This is a genomic window from Corynebacterium sp. HMSC061H03 (assembly GCF_001838215.1).
Lineage (GTDB): Bacteria > Actinomycetota > Actinomycetes > Mycobacteriales > Mycobacteriaceae > Corynebacterium > Corynebacterium jeikeium_D.
The window spans coordinates 1-15197 of record NZ_KV836075.1 but is presented as its reverse complement, the minus strand read 5'-3'; the positions used below and the strand labels follow the sequence as shown (position 1 = coordinate 15197).

Here is a 15197-nt window from a genome sequence, read left to right as displayed (position 1 = left end):
ATGTACCGACGACGGAGTTATATTCATAATTCACTCACGTCACATAGGTATAATTCCAGCACTTTGACAACGAATTCTATGAATATCTTGCAACGCAGTGAATAAAAGTGTTGAATGTTTGGCATGAGTATTTCCGTTGCCATTGCTGGTGCGACCGGTTACGCAGGAGGAGAGATCCTCCGCCTCCTGTTGTCGCACCCGGCGTATCTTTCCGGCGAACTGACCATCGGCGCACTAACGGGAGCATCCAACGCGGGTGCCCGTGTGGGCGACATTATGCCTCATGTGGCACCTTTGGCTGACCGTCGTATTGAGCCGACTAATGGTGACACACTTGCCGGGCATGACGTGGTGTTCCTCGGCCTGCCCCACGGTCATTCGGCTGCGATTGCAGAGCAGTTGGGCGATGACACGGTGATTATTGACTGCGGCGCGGATTTCCGCCTGCAGGATGCCGATGAGTGGGAGCACTACTACGGCTCGGAGCACGCCGGTACCTGGACTTACGGTATTCCGGAGCTGCCGGGCAACAGGGAAGTAGTGGCTGCTTCCAAGCGTATTGCTGTGCCGGGTTGTTTCCCCACTGGCGGTACCATTACGGCACTGCCGGCAGTTGCAAAGGGTCTGGTCAAGCCGGATCTGTCCGTTGTTTCCGTCACCGGTACCTCCGGTGCGGGCAAGAAGGCAGCTGTGTCCCTGCTCGGGTCCGAGGTTATGGGCAATCTCCGTGCCTACAACACTGCGGGCAAGCACCGCCACACCGCAGAATTCCTACAAAACCTCAAGCCGTACGCAGAGGATCTCACCGTCAGCTTCACGCCGGTGCTCGCCCCAACGTCACGCGGCATTCTCACCACCATTACCGCCCCGCTTGTCGACGGGGTGACGGAGGCAGCCGCACGGGAGGCCTACCTCGAGTTCTACAAGGATGAGCCGTTTGTGCAGGTGTTGGCCGAAGGGCTGCAGCCGCAGACGCAGTCGGTAATTGGCTCTAACTTGGTTCAGATTCAGGTTGAGGTAGATGAACGCGCCAAGCGTCTGGTGCTGACCTCGGCGATCGACAATCTGACAAAGGGCACCGGTGGTGCCGCAGTTCAGTGCATGAATTTGGTTACTGGACAGAATGAAACTGCAGGACTTCCATTGGTAGGAGTTGCCCCATGATGAAGGAAGAAAAAGAAGGTCTCGTCAACGTCGCTGGTGACGAAGGCGGCGTATGTGCACCTCAGGGGTTCGTGGCCAGTGGTGTCATTGCAGGCATCAAGGTCAGCGGAAACCCGGACATGGCGCTCATCGTAAACCAGGGGCCGGAGAAGACTGCCGCGGCTGTCTTTACTACCAACCGTGTCCAGGCTGCGCCGGTGACGGTATCCAAGAAGCACATCGCTGACGGCAAGCTGTCCGCTGTGGTGCTGAACTCGGGCAACGCCAATGCCTGCAATGGTCAGCCGGGTATTGCCGACGCCCTCGAAGTCTGCCAGAAGGTCGCAGATGAGCTCGGCGTCGATGTTACCGAGATTGGTACCTGCTCCACCGGCTTGATTGGTGACCGGCTTCCGATGGACATTGTTCTGGCAGGTGTGCCGAAGCTTTGTGAGAATCTGGGCAGCGATGCCGCCGCAGGTACGGCTGCAGCAGAAGCCATCTTGACCACTGACTTGGTGGCAAAGCAGGCCGTTGCGCATGGTGACGGATTCACTGTCGGTGCCATGGGCAAGGGTGTTGGCATGATTAGCCCGTCGATGGCCACGATGCTCGGTGTGATTACGACGGATGCGTCGGTAAGCGCAGAAATGGCGCACGAGGCTATTGTCAAAGCTAGCGAGGTTACGTTTAACCGCCTAGATATTGATGGCTCCACATCCACCAATGACACCGTCATCATTTTGGCCAACGGTGCCTCTGGTGTGAAGCCCTCGCAGGAGGAGCTCGACCAGGCAGTGCTCAGTGTGTGTGATTCCATCGCACGCCAGATGCAGTCGGACGCCGAAGGCGTGACCAAGCGTGTGTCCGTGACCGTGCGTGGCACCGGTGGCGCGGAAGATGCCCTGGTAGCTGCTCGAATTATCGGCCGCGACAACCTCTTCAAGTGTGCGATGTTCGGTTCGGACCCGAACTGGGGTCGTGTGCTGGCGGCTGTCGGCACTGCGCCGGTGGATATGGATCCGGAGCACATCACGGTTTCCTTCAATGGTCACGTAGTCTGTCGCGATACCGGTGGCACGCCAGATGCACGTGAAGTGGATCTCTCCGGCAAGGACATTGCCGTTGAGGTTGACCTCGGTACTGGTAATCCGGAAGAGGCCACGATTCGTACGACTGACCTTTCCCACGACTACGTTCACATCAACTCGGCTTATTCGTCGTAAAGGTTTTGAGGAGACTCTGCAATGGTTCACCAGTTGACCGAAGGGCTGTCCTTCGAGCAGCGGGCACATGTGCTGGCGGAAGCACTGCCGTGGCTGCAGCACCACCGCGACAAGATTGTGGTGGTCAAGTACGGCGGTAACGCGATGACCGACCTGAAACTGAAGAAAGCCTTCGCGCAGGACATGGTTTTCCTGCGCACCGTGGGTGTCAAGCCGGTGGTTGTCCACGGTGGCGGCCCCCAAATTTCGTCGATGCTCAAGCGCCTGGGGCTGGAAGGAGAGTTCCGAGGCGGTTTCCGCGTCACGACTCCGGAGGTCATGGAAATTGTCCGCATGGTGCTCTTCGGGCAGGTCGGCCGCGAACTGGTGAACCTCATCAACGCCTACGGCCCCTATGCAGTGGGTACCTCTGGTGAGGACGGTGGCCTGTTCACCGGTACTCGACGCACGGTAAATGTCGGTGGCAAGGAGACAGATATCGGGCTGGTTGGCAATATCACCGAGGTGCACTCGGAAACGCTGTTGGACCTGATTGATGCAGGACGTATCCCGGTGGTCTCCACGATTGCGCCGTCCGCTGACGGCAAAGAGGTTTACAACATCAACGCCGACACGGCAGCAGGTGCACTGGCATCGGCAATTAACGCGAACCGTTTGGTGATTCTGACTAATGTCGAGGGTCTCTACACGGATTGGCCGAACCGCGATTCGCTGGTGTCAAGGATTTCCACTTCTCATCTGCGAGAAATCCTTCCGACGCTGGATTCCGGAATGATTCCGAAGATGGAGTCCTGCCTGAACGCAGTGGATCAGGGAGTGCCTGCGGCCCACGTTATCGACGGCCGCCAGCCGCACTCGGTGCTGCTGGAGCTGATGACTTCCGGCGGTATCGGCACAATGGTAGAGCCCGGATAAGGCAGAAAAGACTGACAAGAATTTAGCTACACACGTTAGGCAGGTCGAAAGACGACATGAGCGACTTCAAGCAGCAGTGGCAACACACGATGATGAACAATTACGGCACACCGCGCATTGAGCTTGTGCAGGGTAAGGGCGCTATTGTCACGGATTCCGAGGGCAAGGAATACCTGGACCTGCTCGCCGGTATTGCAGTCAACGCGTTGGGTCACGCACATCCGGCCATCGTGGAAGCTGTGTCCAAGCAGATTTCCACGATGGGGCATGTGTCCAACATCTTCGCCTCTGAGCCGCCGCTGGCACTGGGCGAGAAGCTCATTGAGCTCACTGGCTGGGACACTGATGACACCCGAGTTATGTTCTGCAACTCCGGCACCGAGGCCAATGAGGCCGCGTTCAAGCTGGCGCGGTTGACGGGACGCAACCGCATTATCGCGACCCATCACGGGTTCCATGGGCGCACCATGGGCGCACTTGCCATGACCGGTCAGCCGGACAAGCGCACTCCGTTCGAACCGATGCCGGGTGGAGTCGAGTTCGTTCCCTACGGTGACATTGACTTCCTCACCAAGACCATCGAATCCGATCCGTTGGGTGTCGCTGCGGTGATTATGGAACCAATTCAGGGTGAGACCGGTGTGGTCGCACCGCCAGAGGGGTACCTCGCTGCCGTCCGCGAACTGACCAAGCGCTTCGACGTCCTCTTGATTGTCGACGAAGTACAGACCGGCATTGGCCGTACCGGCCAGTGGTTTGCCCACCAGCACGATGGCATCGTGCCGGATGTCATGACGCTGGCCAAGGGCCTCGGCGGCGGCCTGCCGCTCGGTGCTGTCATCGCCAACGGCCGCGCAGCGGAACTGTTCACTCCTGGTGCACACGGCACCACCTTTGGTGGCAATCCGGTCTGTGCTGCTGCCGGCCTGGCCGTCATCGAGACACTTGAAGAAGAAAAGCTGCTCGACCGAGTCACCGAAAAGGGCAAGGTTCTGGCTCGCAAGCTTGCGTCGTTAAGCCATGTCGATCACGTGCGTGGTCGCGGTTTCATGCTTGGACTGGTGCTGTGCGAGAACCTGGCGAAGGAAGCGGTTAACGCCGGTTATGAGCGTGGTGTCATTCTGAACGCTCCGCAGGCGAATGTGCTGCGTATTGTGCCTCCGTTGAACCTCAGTGATGAGGAAGTCAACCGCGCCGTCGAGTTGATTGATGCCTGCCTGAACGACGCCGCCGAGGCTGTCGCTAACAAAGGAAGGAATTAGGAACTGATGCTCCGTCATTTTCTCGCCGATGATGACCTGACTCCACAGGAGCAGGCTGAGGTGCTGCAGTTGGCTGCAGAGCTGAAGGCAGCGCCGTACTCCCGCCGTCCGTTTGAAGGGCCACAGTCGGTTGCGGTGCTGTTCGACAAGACATCGACTCGTACACGTTTCTCCTTCGACGCTGGTATTGCGGCTCTGGGCGGCAACGCGATTGTGGTCGAAACCGGAAACTCCCAGATGGGCAAGGGCGAAACCTACCAGGACACCGCTGCTGTGCTCAGCCGCTTTGTCTCGGCAATTGTCTGGCGCACCTACGCACAGTCAGGGCTGGAGGCCATGTCTGAGACCGCGACGGTGCCGATTGTCAACGCGCTTTCCGACGAGTTCCACCCGTGCCAGATTCTCGCTGACTTGCAGACCATCATCGAGCACAAGTGCCCGGAAGAAGGCCAGACGGGATTGCGTGGCAAGAAGGCTGTGTACTTCGGCGATGGTGCCAATAACATGGCCAACTCCTACCTCGTGGGCTTCGCCACCGCAGGTCTGGACGTCACCATCTGTGCACCAGAGGACTTCCAGCCGGAGCAGGTCTACGTCGACCGCGCCAAGAAGGTCGCGGAACAGACCGGTGCGGCCGTGTCCGTGACCGCGGACGTCGATGAGGCCATTGCCGGTGCCGACGTTGTCATCACTGACACCTGGGTCAGCATGGGGCAGGAGAACGACGGCCTGGATCGTCGTACTCCGTTTCTGCCGTACCAGGTCAACGCTGAGCTGATGACGAAGGCAAATGAGGATGCCATCTTCCTGCACTGCTTGCCGGCATACCGCGGCAACGAAGTTACCTCCGAGGTCATCGATGGCCCGCAGTCGGTAGTCTTCGACGAGGCGGAAAACCGCATGCACGCTCAGAAGGCGTTGCTGACCTGGCTGGTGGAGAGGCAGTAAGGTCATGACCGCAGCACAACCAGGTTCTCGAACAGCTCGGCAGACGCGCATCGCTGACCTGCTGGCGCAGCATCACGTGTCCAGTCAGGTTCAGCTCGTCGAGCTGCTTGCCGACGAAGGCATTGAGATTGCGCAGGCGACGTTGTCCAGAGACCTCGATGAGCTGGGCGCCCGAAAGATTCGCGATGGAGCCAACGGTTCGCGTTATTCCATCGTCGAAGATGCACTCGCTGTCTCCAGCGGGGCAGTGGCCAGGATGCGGCGCGTTTTAGACGAGCTGCTGGTCTCTATTGATCATTCGGGCACCATCGCGGTTGTGCGTACACCACCGGGAGCCGCACAGTATCTAGCCAGTGTGATTGACCGTGCGGGACTCAAAGAAATCGTTGGCACAATCGCGGGAGATGACACCGTAATGTGCCTGGCTAGAGAACCACTTTCCGGCGCTGACCTAGCCCAGCGTCTAGCCGCCGGAACGAACCAGTAAACTATTCCACGAAATGCTTTAAAGCACCGATTAAAGGAGCGCTTACCCTATGACCAACCGGGTTATTCTTGCTTACTCTGGTGGCCTCGACACCACCGTTGCTATTCCGTACCTCAAGGAAATGACTGACGGCGAGGTCGTCGCAGTTTCCATCGATGTCGGACAGGGCGGCGAGGACATGGAGTCCGTGCGTCAGCGCGCTCTGGACGCCGGCGCTGTCGAAGCTGTCGTTGTCGACGCTAAGGACGAGTTCGCCGAGGAGTACTGCCTGCCGACCATTAAGGCCAATGGTCTCTACATGAAGCAGTACCCGCTGGTTTCCGCACTGTCGCGCCCGCTGATTGTTAAGCACATGGCGAAGGCTGCAGAGGAGTTCGGTGGCACTCACGTCGCACACGGCTGCACCGGAAAGGGCAATGACCAGGTCCGTTTCGAGGTTGGTTTTGCCAACACCGCCCCGGATCTGAAGATCATCGCACCGGCTCGTGACTTCGCTTGGACCCGCGACAAGGCTATTGCCTTCGCTGAGGAAAAGGGTCTGCCAATTGAGCAGTCCAAGTCCTCTCCGTTCTCCATTGACCAGAACCTCTTCGGTCGTGCCATTGAGACCGGCTACCTGGAGGACCTGTGGAACGCACCAACCAAGGATGTCTACGCGTACACCGAGGATCCGACCCTGAACTTCAGCTCCCCGGACGAGGTCATCATCTCCTTCGAGGACGGTAAGCCGACTGCCATCGACGGCAAGAAGGTTTCCGTGCTTGAGGCCATCGAAGAGATGAACCGCCGCGCTGGTGCTCAGGGCATCGGTCGTCTGGACATGGTTGAAGACCGCCTGGTCGGCATTAAGTCCCGCGAGATTTACGAGGCTCCGGGCGCAGTTGCCATCATGACCGCACACGCAGCGCTCGAGGACGTCACCGTTGAGCGTGAGCTGGCCCGTTACAAGCGTCAGGTCGAGGGCGAGTGGGCCAACCTGGTCTACGACGGCCTGTGGTTCTCGCCGCTGAAGCGCGCGCTGGATGCCTTCATCGAGGAGTCCCAGAAGGGCGTTTCCGGTGACATCCGCATGGTCATGCACGCAGGTCACTGCAACGTCAACGGTCGTCGTTCGAACACCTCGCTGTACGACTTCAACCTGGCTACCTACGACGAGGGCGACACCTTCGACCAGACCCTGGCTCGCGGTTTTGTCGAGCTGCACGGCCTGTCCTCGAAGATGGCCGCAAAGCGCGACTTCAAACTGTAAAGATTCTCCAGAGCGACTAGAGCGAAAGGCCTATTGGAAAAGACAATGGTCGAAAAGCACGGTACCAACGAAGGCTCCCTGTGGGGCGGCCGCTTTGCCGGTGGCCCGTCCGAGGCGATGGCCGCATTGAGCAAGTCCACCCATTTTGACTGGGTGCTCGCGCCTTACGACGTTCTTGCGTCCAAGGCCCACGCCCGAGTGCTGCATGCCCGTGGGCTGCTCAGCGATGCCGACTTTGACACCATGATCGAAGGCCTTGATCAGCTCGGTCGCGACGTTGCCTCCGGCGAATTTGGTCCAGAGCCGACAGATGAGGACGTCCACGGTGCCATGGAGCGCGGTCTGATTGATCGCGTCGGCCCGGAGGTCGGCGGTCGCCTGCGCGCTGGTCGTTCCCGCAATGACCAGGTGGCAACTCTGTTCCGCATGTGGCTGCGCGATGCCGTGCGCGGCGTTGCACTGGATGTCACTGACCTGGTTGCCGCCCTGGTGGCTCAGTCCAAGGCACATCCGGATGCCATCATGCCGGGCAAGACCCACTCCCAGGCAGCGCAGCCGGTATTGCTGGCCCACCAGTTGCTGGCTCACGCGCATCCGCTGCTGCGCGATCTGGACCGCATCCGCGATCTCGACCGTCGACTGGCTGTGTCCCCGTACGGTTCCGGTGCGCTCGCGGGATCTTCGCTGCACCTGGATCCGGAGGCCATCGCGGAGGAGCTCGGCTTCGACTCTGCCACGGACAACTCCATTGACGGCACTTCTTCGCGTGACTTCGCCTCTGAGGCGGCTTTTGTCTTCGCCCAGATTGCTGTGGACATGTCTCGCCTGGCAGAGGAAATCATCTACTGGGCCACCCCGGAGTACGGCTACGTCACTCTGGCTGATGCCTGGTCGACTGGATCCTCCATCATGCCGCAGAAGAAGAACCCGGACGTGGCAGAGCTGACCCGCGGTAAGACCGGTCGCCTGATCGGTAACCTCGCTGGTCTTATGGCCACGCTGAAAGCGCAGCCGCTGGCCTACAACCGTGACCTCCAGGAGGACAAGGAGCCTTTGGTGGACTCGGTTGAGCAGCTAACCTTGCTGCTGCCGGCCCTGACCGGCCTGGTGGCAACGCTGACCTTCCACGAAGACCGTCTGCGCGAGCTCGCTCCGGCGGGCTACACCCTGGCCACGGACTTGGCTGAGTGGCTGGTCCGCGAGGGCGTACCGTTCCGCGACGCTCACGAGGCATCCGGCCAGTGTGTCCGCATCGCAGAGTCCAAGGGCGGTATCGGTCTGGACGAGCTTTCCGACGAGGACCTCGCCGGTATCCACCCGGCACTGACTCCGAAGGTCCGTGAAGTGCTTACTATTGACGGCGCTGTCGCTTCCCGCGATACTCGCGGCGGCACTGCGGGTGTCCGTGTTGCAGAGCAGCTCGCTCGCGTTGACGAGAAGAATACCGAGCTGAAGCAGTGGGCTGAAAAGCCGGTTCGCGGCTAAAGCTGCTAGAGCTAGCAAACCTGCTAGCCCAGCTAACGCAGCTAATTGATCGGTGTGCGGTCAATCGACCGCACGCCGATTTTTTACAGCCCGGGGGGGGAGTAGAAAAACCAGCAACCCGACAACTGATGACCCGGTAACTATCAACCCGATAACTGGCCACCCGAAAAATTACGGGCTCCACGTGCGAATACGGGCTGCAAATGTGAAACTGTGTAAGTTTATGACACTTTCAGGCCATTTTTCGGGCCATTTTTGTCATAAACGTAGTCAGTAACTCGGCTCGACCCGCCGCCGCCAGTCATAAACGCAGTCAGTAACTCGGATCGATCCGACGCCACCAGTAACCTTGTAATGCCAGGGTGCCCCCCCCGAAGTGACGCAGATTACTGATTATTTCTATATCTGTTGCCAGGTTTGGCCGGGTCTCTTACCATAATTTCATGGCGGAAAGTACGCGGTCGAGCGGTGGAAATCGCAGCTCACGAGATAAAAATAAAAATCAGAGTGGTAGCAAGAAAGGGTGCATGGGCCCGGGGGCAATTCTTGCAGTCATTTTGATTGTCATCGCGGCTGTTGCAGTCTATGTCGGTCGCGGCGGTAGTATTCCAGGTTTTTCTGGTGGCAGCTCCGGAGGAAACCGTGATTTCTTCGGTGGTGAAAAGACCGTCGTCAAGGCGATTGTTGGCTCTGAGAAGAAGCCCTTCTTCGAAGACGAAGAGGTCCAGAAGGCTCTTGCCTCTCACGGCTATACGGTGGAAGTAAAGACGGCGGGTTCGCGTCGGATGGCCACGGATGTGGATCTGGATTCCTTCGACTTGGCATTCCCGTCGTCGGCACCGGCAGCGGAGAAAATTGCCGAGAAAATGAGCGGCGCTGAGCGGTACGACGTCTTCTACACACCGATGGCGATCGCTACTTTCGACAACATCTTGCAGGCATTGGCGCGGGAAAATGTTGCTCGCCAACAGGGCACTACGTGGCAGGTAGATATGGCAGCCCTGGCCACGATGCAGCACGACAATGTCCGCTGGCGTGACTTCGCGGAGAACGATTATCCGTCGCCACGCACGGTGCAGATGTCCACGACTGACATTCGTTCGTCGAACTCGGCCGCAATGTACTTATCGCTCATGTCTTGGATTACCAATGAAGGCCGGATTGTGTCCGACAATGGGCAGGTCAATGCGGTCTTGCCAGAGCTCACCCCGCTGTTCACCGGCCAGGGGTACACGGAATCCTCATCTGCTGGACCATTTTCGGACTACCTCTCGCAGGGTGTCGGCTCAAAGCCAATGGTGATGGTCTACGAGTCGCAGTTCCTGGGGGAGAACAGTGCCCCGAACAGCCGGTTGAAGCCGGAAATGCGCCTGGCGTATCCATCGCCGACGATTCTGAGTACTCACGTGGCGCTGGGCTTTAACGACAATGGCGCTGCGGTCGCGCGGCTCCTCGCGGAAGACCCTGAGCTTCAGAAGCTGGCGGCCAAGCACGGTTACCGATCCAGCCATCCTGAGGCGATGGAGGACTTCCAGACGCAGTTGAAGACGGGCCAGGAGGTTTCCACCGATTTTGTGGATTCCATTGATCCGCCGAGTTTCGACATCCTCGAGCAGCTTATTGAGGGTGTTTCCCGTGGATACCAGAGCCCTCCGAGGCCAGAAACGGAAGAGGGGTAAAGCCGAATGAACATGGATCGAATGAACATGGATAAGGCACTAACTGCCCTCCGCAAAATGCTTCTTGGCCTCGTCGGTGTGCTCGGCATCTTCGCTGTCGCGGCCTGTTCCGACGGTGGCCTGAACCTGCCGCTGGGCTCAGACGATGACAAGACGAATAAGATCAACGTCGATTCTGATCTCAAGGGCTCGACTATGCGCATCGCCGGGGCCACGGAGCTCGCAGCACTCCAGCCGCTGATGCAAAAGGCCTCCGACGACCTCGGTTTTACTATTAACCTTGAGCTTCTCGACGGCACCGTGAAGAACAGCCACGCGCTTGTCGCAGGCGAATTCGACAACCAATTTGATGCCACTTGGTTTGCTACCAACCGGTACGTTGATCTGCTCGGTGGGGCTGACAAGCTGGGCGAAGCCAAGAAAGTCGCCACCTCGCCGGTAGCCTTTGGTATCCATTCGGCGAAGGCTCGGGAGCTCGGTTGGGATACCAAGCAGCCGACGTGGGCTGAGATCGCGGAGGCTGCGTCGTCAGGCAAATTGACCTACGGCATGACCAACCCCGCGGAATCGAACTCGGGCTTTTCCGGTGTGGTGTCGGTTGCGACCGCGTTCGCCGACACCGGATCGGCGCTGACTACGGGGGATATCAACCGCACCACGCCTGAACTGCAGAAGTTCTTCGAGGGGCAGAAGATGACCTCGGGTTCGTCGGGGTGGCTGCGTGACAAGTTCCTGGATGAGTCGGACTCCGTCGATGCGCTCATCAACTATGAAGCTGTGTTGCAGCAGATGAATAAAGAGGGCGCTGACCTGGAAGTTGTTGTTCCGAGCGACGGTGTCATCAGTGCGGATTACCCGCTGACGCCACTAGCACAGCCCGCTAATGATCTCGCCGCGCGGCAGACGGAGGCACTCGGACAGTGGCTGGAAGCAAACTCGCAGGTTCTCGCCGACCACTTCCTGCGCCCGGTCTCCGATGACGCCAACCTGCCGGAAAGCATGACCAACAGCGTGATCATCGAGCTGCCTTTCCCGGGTGATCGCGCAGTCACGGACCGCCTCATTGAGGCTTACAACAATGACCTGCGCGTGCCCGGAGAGTCGGTCTTCGTTCTCGACACCTCCGGTTCAATGTTCGGTGAGCGCATCGCTGATCTACAGGCGACAATGCGCGCAATCGTCGACGGCAGTGCACGCACCGAAACGGGAAGCGTGGGATTGCGAAACCGCGAGATCGCGACGATCCTGCCGTTCAGTACGAGCGTCGGCGAGCCCACGACCACGACAATCGACGGTCCGGAATCGCGCGCGCAGCTCACCGCCGCCGTCGATGGTCTGTACGCAGAGGGCGAGACGGCGCTTTACGACGCACTGATTCAGGCCTTCGACCTTCTCGGCAGCTCGGATAAGAACTCCATCCCGTCCATCGTGGTGTTGACCGATGGTCAGGTAACGTCGGGCAAAAGCTTTGCGGAATTCCGCGATTTCTACCAGTCCAAGGGCGGGAATCTGCCGCCGGTATTCGTCATTCGCTATGGCGAGGCGGATCCGGGAGAAATGCAGGAACTTGCGAATCTGACCGGTGGTAAGGTTTTTGAATCCCGTGAGACCGAGCTTGCTGATGTGTTCAAGGAGATTCGTGGCTACCAGTAAATCCTCCGGCACTTCCTCCGGCACTTCTTCTGGCGGTGGCTTTCTCAACAGTCCCGCTAACATTGTCGGGCTCATCCTTGCCATCGCCGTCGTGCTGCTGCACCTGACCGTGGGGCTTGGTTTCCTGTGGCCGGTTGTTGCGATTGCCGCCTGGGGCGCGTCGGTTGCGCTGTTGCCGAGGCAGAGCAAAGGGGCGCAGAAGTCCGTTAGTTCGGCGCCGAAGCCTGAGGTCCCACAGCGTCGCCCGCTCAGTCCATCTGAGCTGCGTAGGAATCTTCACCGGACATTGGGCAGGCTTTTCGATGCCCAGCCTGGCGAAGCTCTTGGCAACGCCGCAAATGACCTGGGTGCGACGCTGGAATCCGTCCTGAGCGAGTGGAAGTACCTCAAAGATTATCCCGAGCAGAAGGTGGTCATCGGCGGCATTATCCAGGAGTACTTGCCGCAGACAGTCAACTCCTACCTCGCGGTCCCGGAGCGATTGCGTCACAAGGCCGAGAATCCGGCTCGGGAGTCCATCGACCTGTTGCATTCCGCGGTGCAGAAGATCCAGGATGCAATCGGTCAGGACAACCTGATTGCTTTGGAAGGTCAGCGTGACACCCTGGCAATTCAGTTCGGTAAGGTAGTGGACTATGAGCCTTGATCCGAAACTCCTTGAAATCCTCGCTTGCCCGCGTGACAAGGGGCCGCTTGAATACCTCGAAGACGAGCAGGTGCTGGTCAATCCCCGCCTGAAGATCGCCTACCGCATCGACGAAGGCATTCCGGTCATGCTTTCCGACGAAGCTATCGCCTGGGACAAGTAATTGCCTTTCCCGCTTCCCGACGGCTACCGCGCCCTCGACCGCACTGTGCTGTCGGGAGCTCCGATTGAGGCTGCGAAGACGCTGCTCGGCTGCGTAATTGTCATCCCCGCTGAGCATGTTATCGCCACCATCACGGAGGTCGAGGCCTATGGTGGCCCAGTTGACCAGCGCTATCCTGACCCGGCCGCGCACTGCTTCATGGGTCCAACCGCACGCAATCGCGCCATGTTTGGCCCGGCGGGACATTGGTATATCTACCGCTCCTACGGCATCCACTTTTGTGCCAATATCACCAGCGCTACGGACGGCACGGGCGGGGGAGTATTGGTCCGTTCCGTACGCATTGAGCAGGGCCTGGATGCGGTGCGCCGTCGCCGCGGTGAAAAACCTGCTGTTGCGGGTCTCGGACGTGGTCCGGGCAATGTTGGTCAGGCGCTTGGCCTTGACTTAAATGACTATGGGGTAGATGCGCTGGATCCGTCGTCACGCGTGTTCGTGGCGCAGCCAGAGAGCATCAACCCGGATAAAGACATCCACGCGGGCCCGCGTGTGGGCGTTCGGCGAGCGGCGAATCGGCCTTGGCGGCTGTGGCTTCCGGACGATTCCGTCTCAGCCTATCGGCGCCACAAGAAGGCCGTTGAGGAGTTCTAGGTCACCCTCGCGGTGAACGTCGGCAAGCGAGACGTTACGATAGGGGACGTGACTGAACAGAACATTATCGACGAACTACAGTGGCGTGGCCTGATTAATCAGTCCACCGATGTTGACGCGCTGCGTGAGGCGTGCGAAAACCCCATTACTCTGTATTGCGGTTTTGACCCAACTGGCGATTCGCTGCACGCGGGCCACCTGGTTCCGATGATTATGCTGCGTCGTTTCCAGCTGGCCGGTCACCACCCAATTGCGCTGGCCGGTGGTGCTACGGGCTTCATCGGCGATCCGCGTGATGTCGGTGAGCGTTCGATGCTCAGCCAGGATGCCATTGAGCACAACCTGGAGGCCATCAAGGACCAGCTACGTCGTTTTATTGACTTTGAGGGCGAGGCCCCGGCGACGATGGTCAATAATGCGGACTGGACTATGAACATGTCCGTCATTGACTTCCTTCGCGATGTCGGCAAGAACTTCTCCCTCAACACCATGCTCGACCGCGACACTGTGAAGCGTCGCCTCGAGTCTGACGGCATCTCCTACACCGAGTTTTCCTACATGCTGCTGCAGTCCAACGACTACGTGCAGCTGCGCCGCAACTACGATTGCGTGCTGCAGATTGGCGGCGGTGATCAGTGGGGCAACATCGTCTCTGGTGTCGATTTGAACAGGCGTATCGACGGCGCCAAGGTGCACGGCCTGACCGTGCCGCTGGTGACCGATGCGCAGGGTCAGAAGTTCGGTAAGTCCACCGGTGGCGGCAAGCTGTGGCTGGACGCTGAAAAGACCTCGCCGTACTCCTGGTACCAGTACTTCCTCAACGCGGGTGACTCGGTGGTTATTGACTACCTGCGTTGGTTCACCTTCCTGTCTCAGGAGGAAATCGCGGAGTACGAGGTTGCTGTTGCGGAGCGTCCGTTCAAGCGTGAGGCGCAGCGTCGTCTGGCGCAGGAGATGACCAACCTGGTCCACGGCGAAGAGGCCACCAAGGCTGTTGAGCTGGCAGCGCAGGCCCTGTTTGGCCGCGCTGAGCTGACCGAGCTGGACGAGGCCACCCTGGCGGGCGCCGTCTCCGAGACTGAGGTTGCGGAGATCGCTGAGGGCGAGCCGCGAACTGTTGTCGACCTTCTCGTCGCTGCGGGTCTTGCCAAGTCGAAGGGCGAGGCACGCCGCACCATTAAGGAAGGCGGCGCGTACGCCAATAACCAGCGCATCGAGGACGAAGCGTGGGAGCCTTCTGCTGAGGACCTGCTGCATGGCAAGTGGATTGTACTGCGCCGCGGCAAGAAGAACTTTGCTGGTGTGAAGTTCGTGTAAGTGCTGGTTGGTCTTTGTGTAGGCGCGCTGCTGATCTCTCGATTAATTGGTGTTTATGCAGCTTGATTCTTTTTAGGTAGCTGGGCTAAGGCTCCGGGCAGGCTAGGGGATTGATGATTTCAGAATCATTGACTCTTGGTCAGTCCGGAGCTTTGGTTGTTTTAAAGGGAGCATAGAAGCCGAAACAAAGGTGGTAGCGATGAGCGAAAGCTCCCGGCTTTCGTCACGGTGTGGGGACTGTCGGTCCTAATGAATCGTTCTACTCCACAGGCAAAACGCTAGTTCATATCCATCTACCTGGGGTTTTGTGTCTTTGGTGGGGTGTGTGTAATGTATTCGGGGGTCAGCGCGGCCAGGCAGTTTATGTGTTTGG

The 15197-nt window shown here is 59.0% G+C and carries 14 protein-coding genes; all 14 read left to right on the top strand.

The annotated features are described in order from the left end of the window. Positions 1-123: 123 nt before the first annotated feature. The 14 genes from argC (at position 124) to tyrS (ending at position 14824) form a co-directional block, all read left to right on the top strand. Positions 124-1164, top strand: coding sequence for an N-acetyl-gamma-glutamyl-phosphate reductase (gene argC, locus HMPREF2787_RS06850; protein ID WP_210401203.1), 1041 nt, complete (start codon positions 124-126; stop codon positions 1162-1164). Further along, positions 1161-2369 (top strand): bifunctional glutamate N-acetyltransferase/amino-acid acetyltransferase ArgJ, encoded by a 1209-nt coding sequence (argJ, locus tag HMPREF2787_RS06845; protein ID WP_070858862.1) that lies wholly within the window; start codon positions 1161-1163, stop codon positions 2367-2369. Before argC ends, argJ begins: the two co-directional genes overlap by 4 nt. A gap of 21 nt (positions 2370-2390) precedes the next feature. After that, a complete protein-coding gene (gene argB / locus HMPREF2787_RS06840) occupies positions 2391-3284 on the top strand; it encodes an acetylglutamate kinase (RefSeq protein WP_016422897.1) in 894 nt (297 codons plus the stop codon). Between the two features lie 56 nt (positions 3285-3340). Continuing rightward, entirely contained in the window at positions 3341-4546 is a 1206-nt protein-coding gene (locus tag HMPREF2787_RS11165; protein ID WP_070858861.1) for an acetylornithine transaminase, read from the top strand. A 6-nt stretch (positions 4547-4552) separates the two neighbouring features. Further along, positions 4553-5494, top strand: a complete 942-nt coding sequence (gene argF, locus HMPREF2787_RS11160; protein ID WP_070858860.1) for an ornithine carbamoyltransferase — start codon at positions 4553-4555, stop codon at positions 5492-5494. A gap of 4 nt (positions 5495-5498) precedes the next feature. Further along, positions 5499-5981 (top strand): arginine repressor, encoded by a 483-nt coding sequence (locus tag HMPREF2787_RS06825; RefSeq protein WP_005511719.1) that lies wholly within the window; start codon positions 5499-5501, stop codon positions 5979-5981. 49 nt (positions 5982-6030) lie between these two features. Then, the gene (locus HMPREF2787_RS06820) at positions 6031-7230 is read left to right on the top strand and encodes an argininosuccinate synthase (RefSeq protein WP_070652652.1); all 1200 of its coding nucleotides are present in this window, start codon (positions 6031-6033) and stop codon (positions 7228-7230) included. Between the two features lie 45 nt (positions 7231-7275). Continuing rightward, positions 7276-8715 (top strand): argininosuccinate lyase, encoded by a 1440-nt coding sequence (gene argH / locus HMPREF2787_RS06815; RefSeq protein ID WP_049170381.1) that lies wholly within the window; start codon positions 7276-7278, stop codon positions 8713-8715. Positions 8716-9242: 527 nt separating this feature from the next. Beyond that, positions 9243-10394, top strand: a complete 1152-nt coding sequence (locus HMPREF2787_RS06810) for a hypothetical protein (RefSeq protein WP_070858859.1) — start codon at positions 9243-9245, stop codon at positions 10392-10394. 6 nt (positions 10395-10400) lie between these two features. Further along, positions 10401-12047, top strand: coding sequence for a VWA domain-containing protein (locus HMPREF2787_RS06805; protein ID WP_070858858.1), 1647 nt, complete (start codon positions 10401-10403; stop codon positions 12045-12047). Further along, positions 12034-12693, top strand: coding sequence for a hypothetical protein (locus HMPREF2787_RS06800; RefSeq protein ID WP_070858857.1), 660 nt, complete (start codon positions 12034-12036; stop codon positions 12691-12693). The genes HMPREF2787_RS06805 and HMPREF2787_RS06800 overlap by 14 nt, the downstream gene beginning before the upstream one ends. Further along, entirely contained in the window at positions 12683-12856 is a 174-nt protein-coding gene (locus HMPREF2787_RS06795; protein WP_016422889.1) for a Trm112 family protein, read from the top strand. Before HMPREF2787_RS06800 ends, HMPREF2787_RS06795 begins: the two co-directional genes overlap by 11 nt. Then, positions 12857-13507 carry a DNA-3-methyladenine glycosylase gene (locus tag HMPREF2787_RS06790; RefSeq protein ID WP_070858856.1) on the top strand — a complete coding sequence of 217 codons (651 nt, stop codon included), beginning with the start codon at positions 12857-12859 and terminating at the stop codon, positions 13505-13507. It begins immediately after the preceding gene. Positions 13508-13555: 48 nt separating this feature from the next. Next, on the top strand, positions 13556-14824 hold the full coding sequence (tyrS, locus tag HMPREF2787_RS06785) for a tyrosine--tRNA ligase (protein WP_210401202.1): 1269 nt from the start codon (positions 13556-13558) through the stop codon (positions 14822-14824). Positions 14825-15197 lie beyond the last annotated feature (373 nt).

What these genes read in the sequence shown, in the direction of transcription:
- argC (WP_210401203.1), top strand. Translation starts at nt 124, where the DNA reads ATGAGTATTTCCGTTGCCATTGCTGGTGCGACCGGTTACGCAGGAGGA.
- argJ (WP_070858862.1), top strand. Translation starts at nt 1,161, where the DNA reads ATGATGAAGGAAGAAAAAGAAGGTCTCGTCAACGTCGCTGGTGACGAA.
- argB (WP_016422897.1), top strand. Translation starts at nt 2,391, where the DNA reads ATGGTTCACCAGTTGACCGAAGGGCTGTCCTTCGAGCAGCGGGCACAT.
- HMPREF2787_RS11165 (WP_070858861.1), top strand. Translation starts at nt 3,341, where the DNA reads ATGAGCGACTTCAAGCAGCAGTGGCAACACACGATGATGAACAATTAC.
- argF (WP_070858860.1), top strand. Translation starts at nt 4,553, where the DNA reads ATGCTCCGTCATTTTCTCGCCGATGATGACCTGACTCCACAGGAGCAG.
- HMPREF2787_RS06825 (WP_005511719.1), top strand. Translation starts at nt 5,499, where the DNA reads ATGACCGCAGCACAACCAGGTTCTCGAACAGCTCGGCAGACGCGCATC.
- HMPREF2787_RS06820 (WP_070652652.1), top strand. Translation starts at nt 6,031, where the DNA reads ATGACCAACCGGGTTATTCTTGCTTACTCTGGTGGCCTCGACACCACC.
- argH (WP_049170381.1), top strand. Translation starts at nt 7,276, where the DNA reads ATGGTCGAAAAGCACGGTACCAACGAAGGCTCCCTGTGGGGCGGCCGC.
- HMPREF2787_RS06810 (WP_070858859.1), top strand. Translation starts at nt 9,243, where the DNA reads ATGGGCCCGGGGGCAATTCTTGCAGTCATTTTGATTGTCATCGCGGCT.
- HMPREF2787_RS06805 (WP_070858858.1), top strand. Translation starts at nt 10,401, where the DNA reads ATGAACATGGATCGAATGAACATGGATAAGGCACTAACTGCCCTCCGC.
- HMPREF2787_RS06795 (WP_016422889.1), top strand. Translation starts at nt 12,683, where the DNA reads ATGAGCCTTGATCCGAAACTCCTTGAAATCCTCGCTTGCCCGCGTGAC.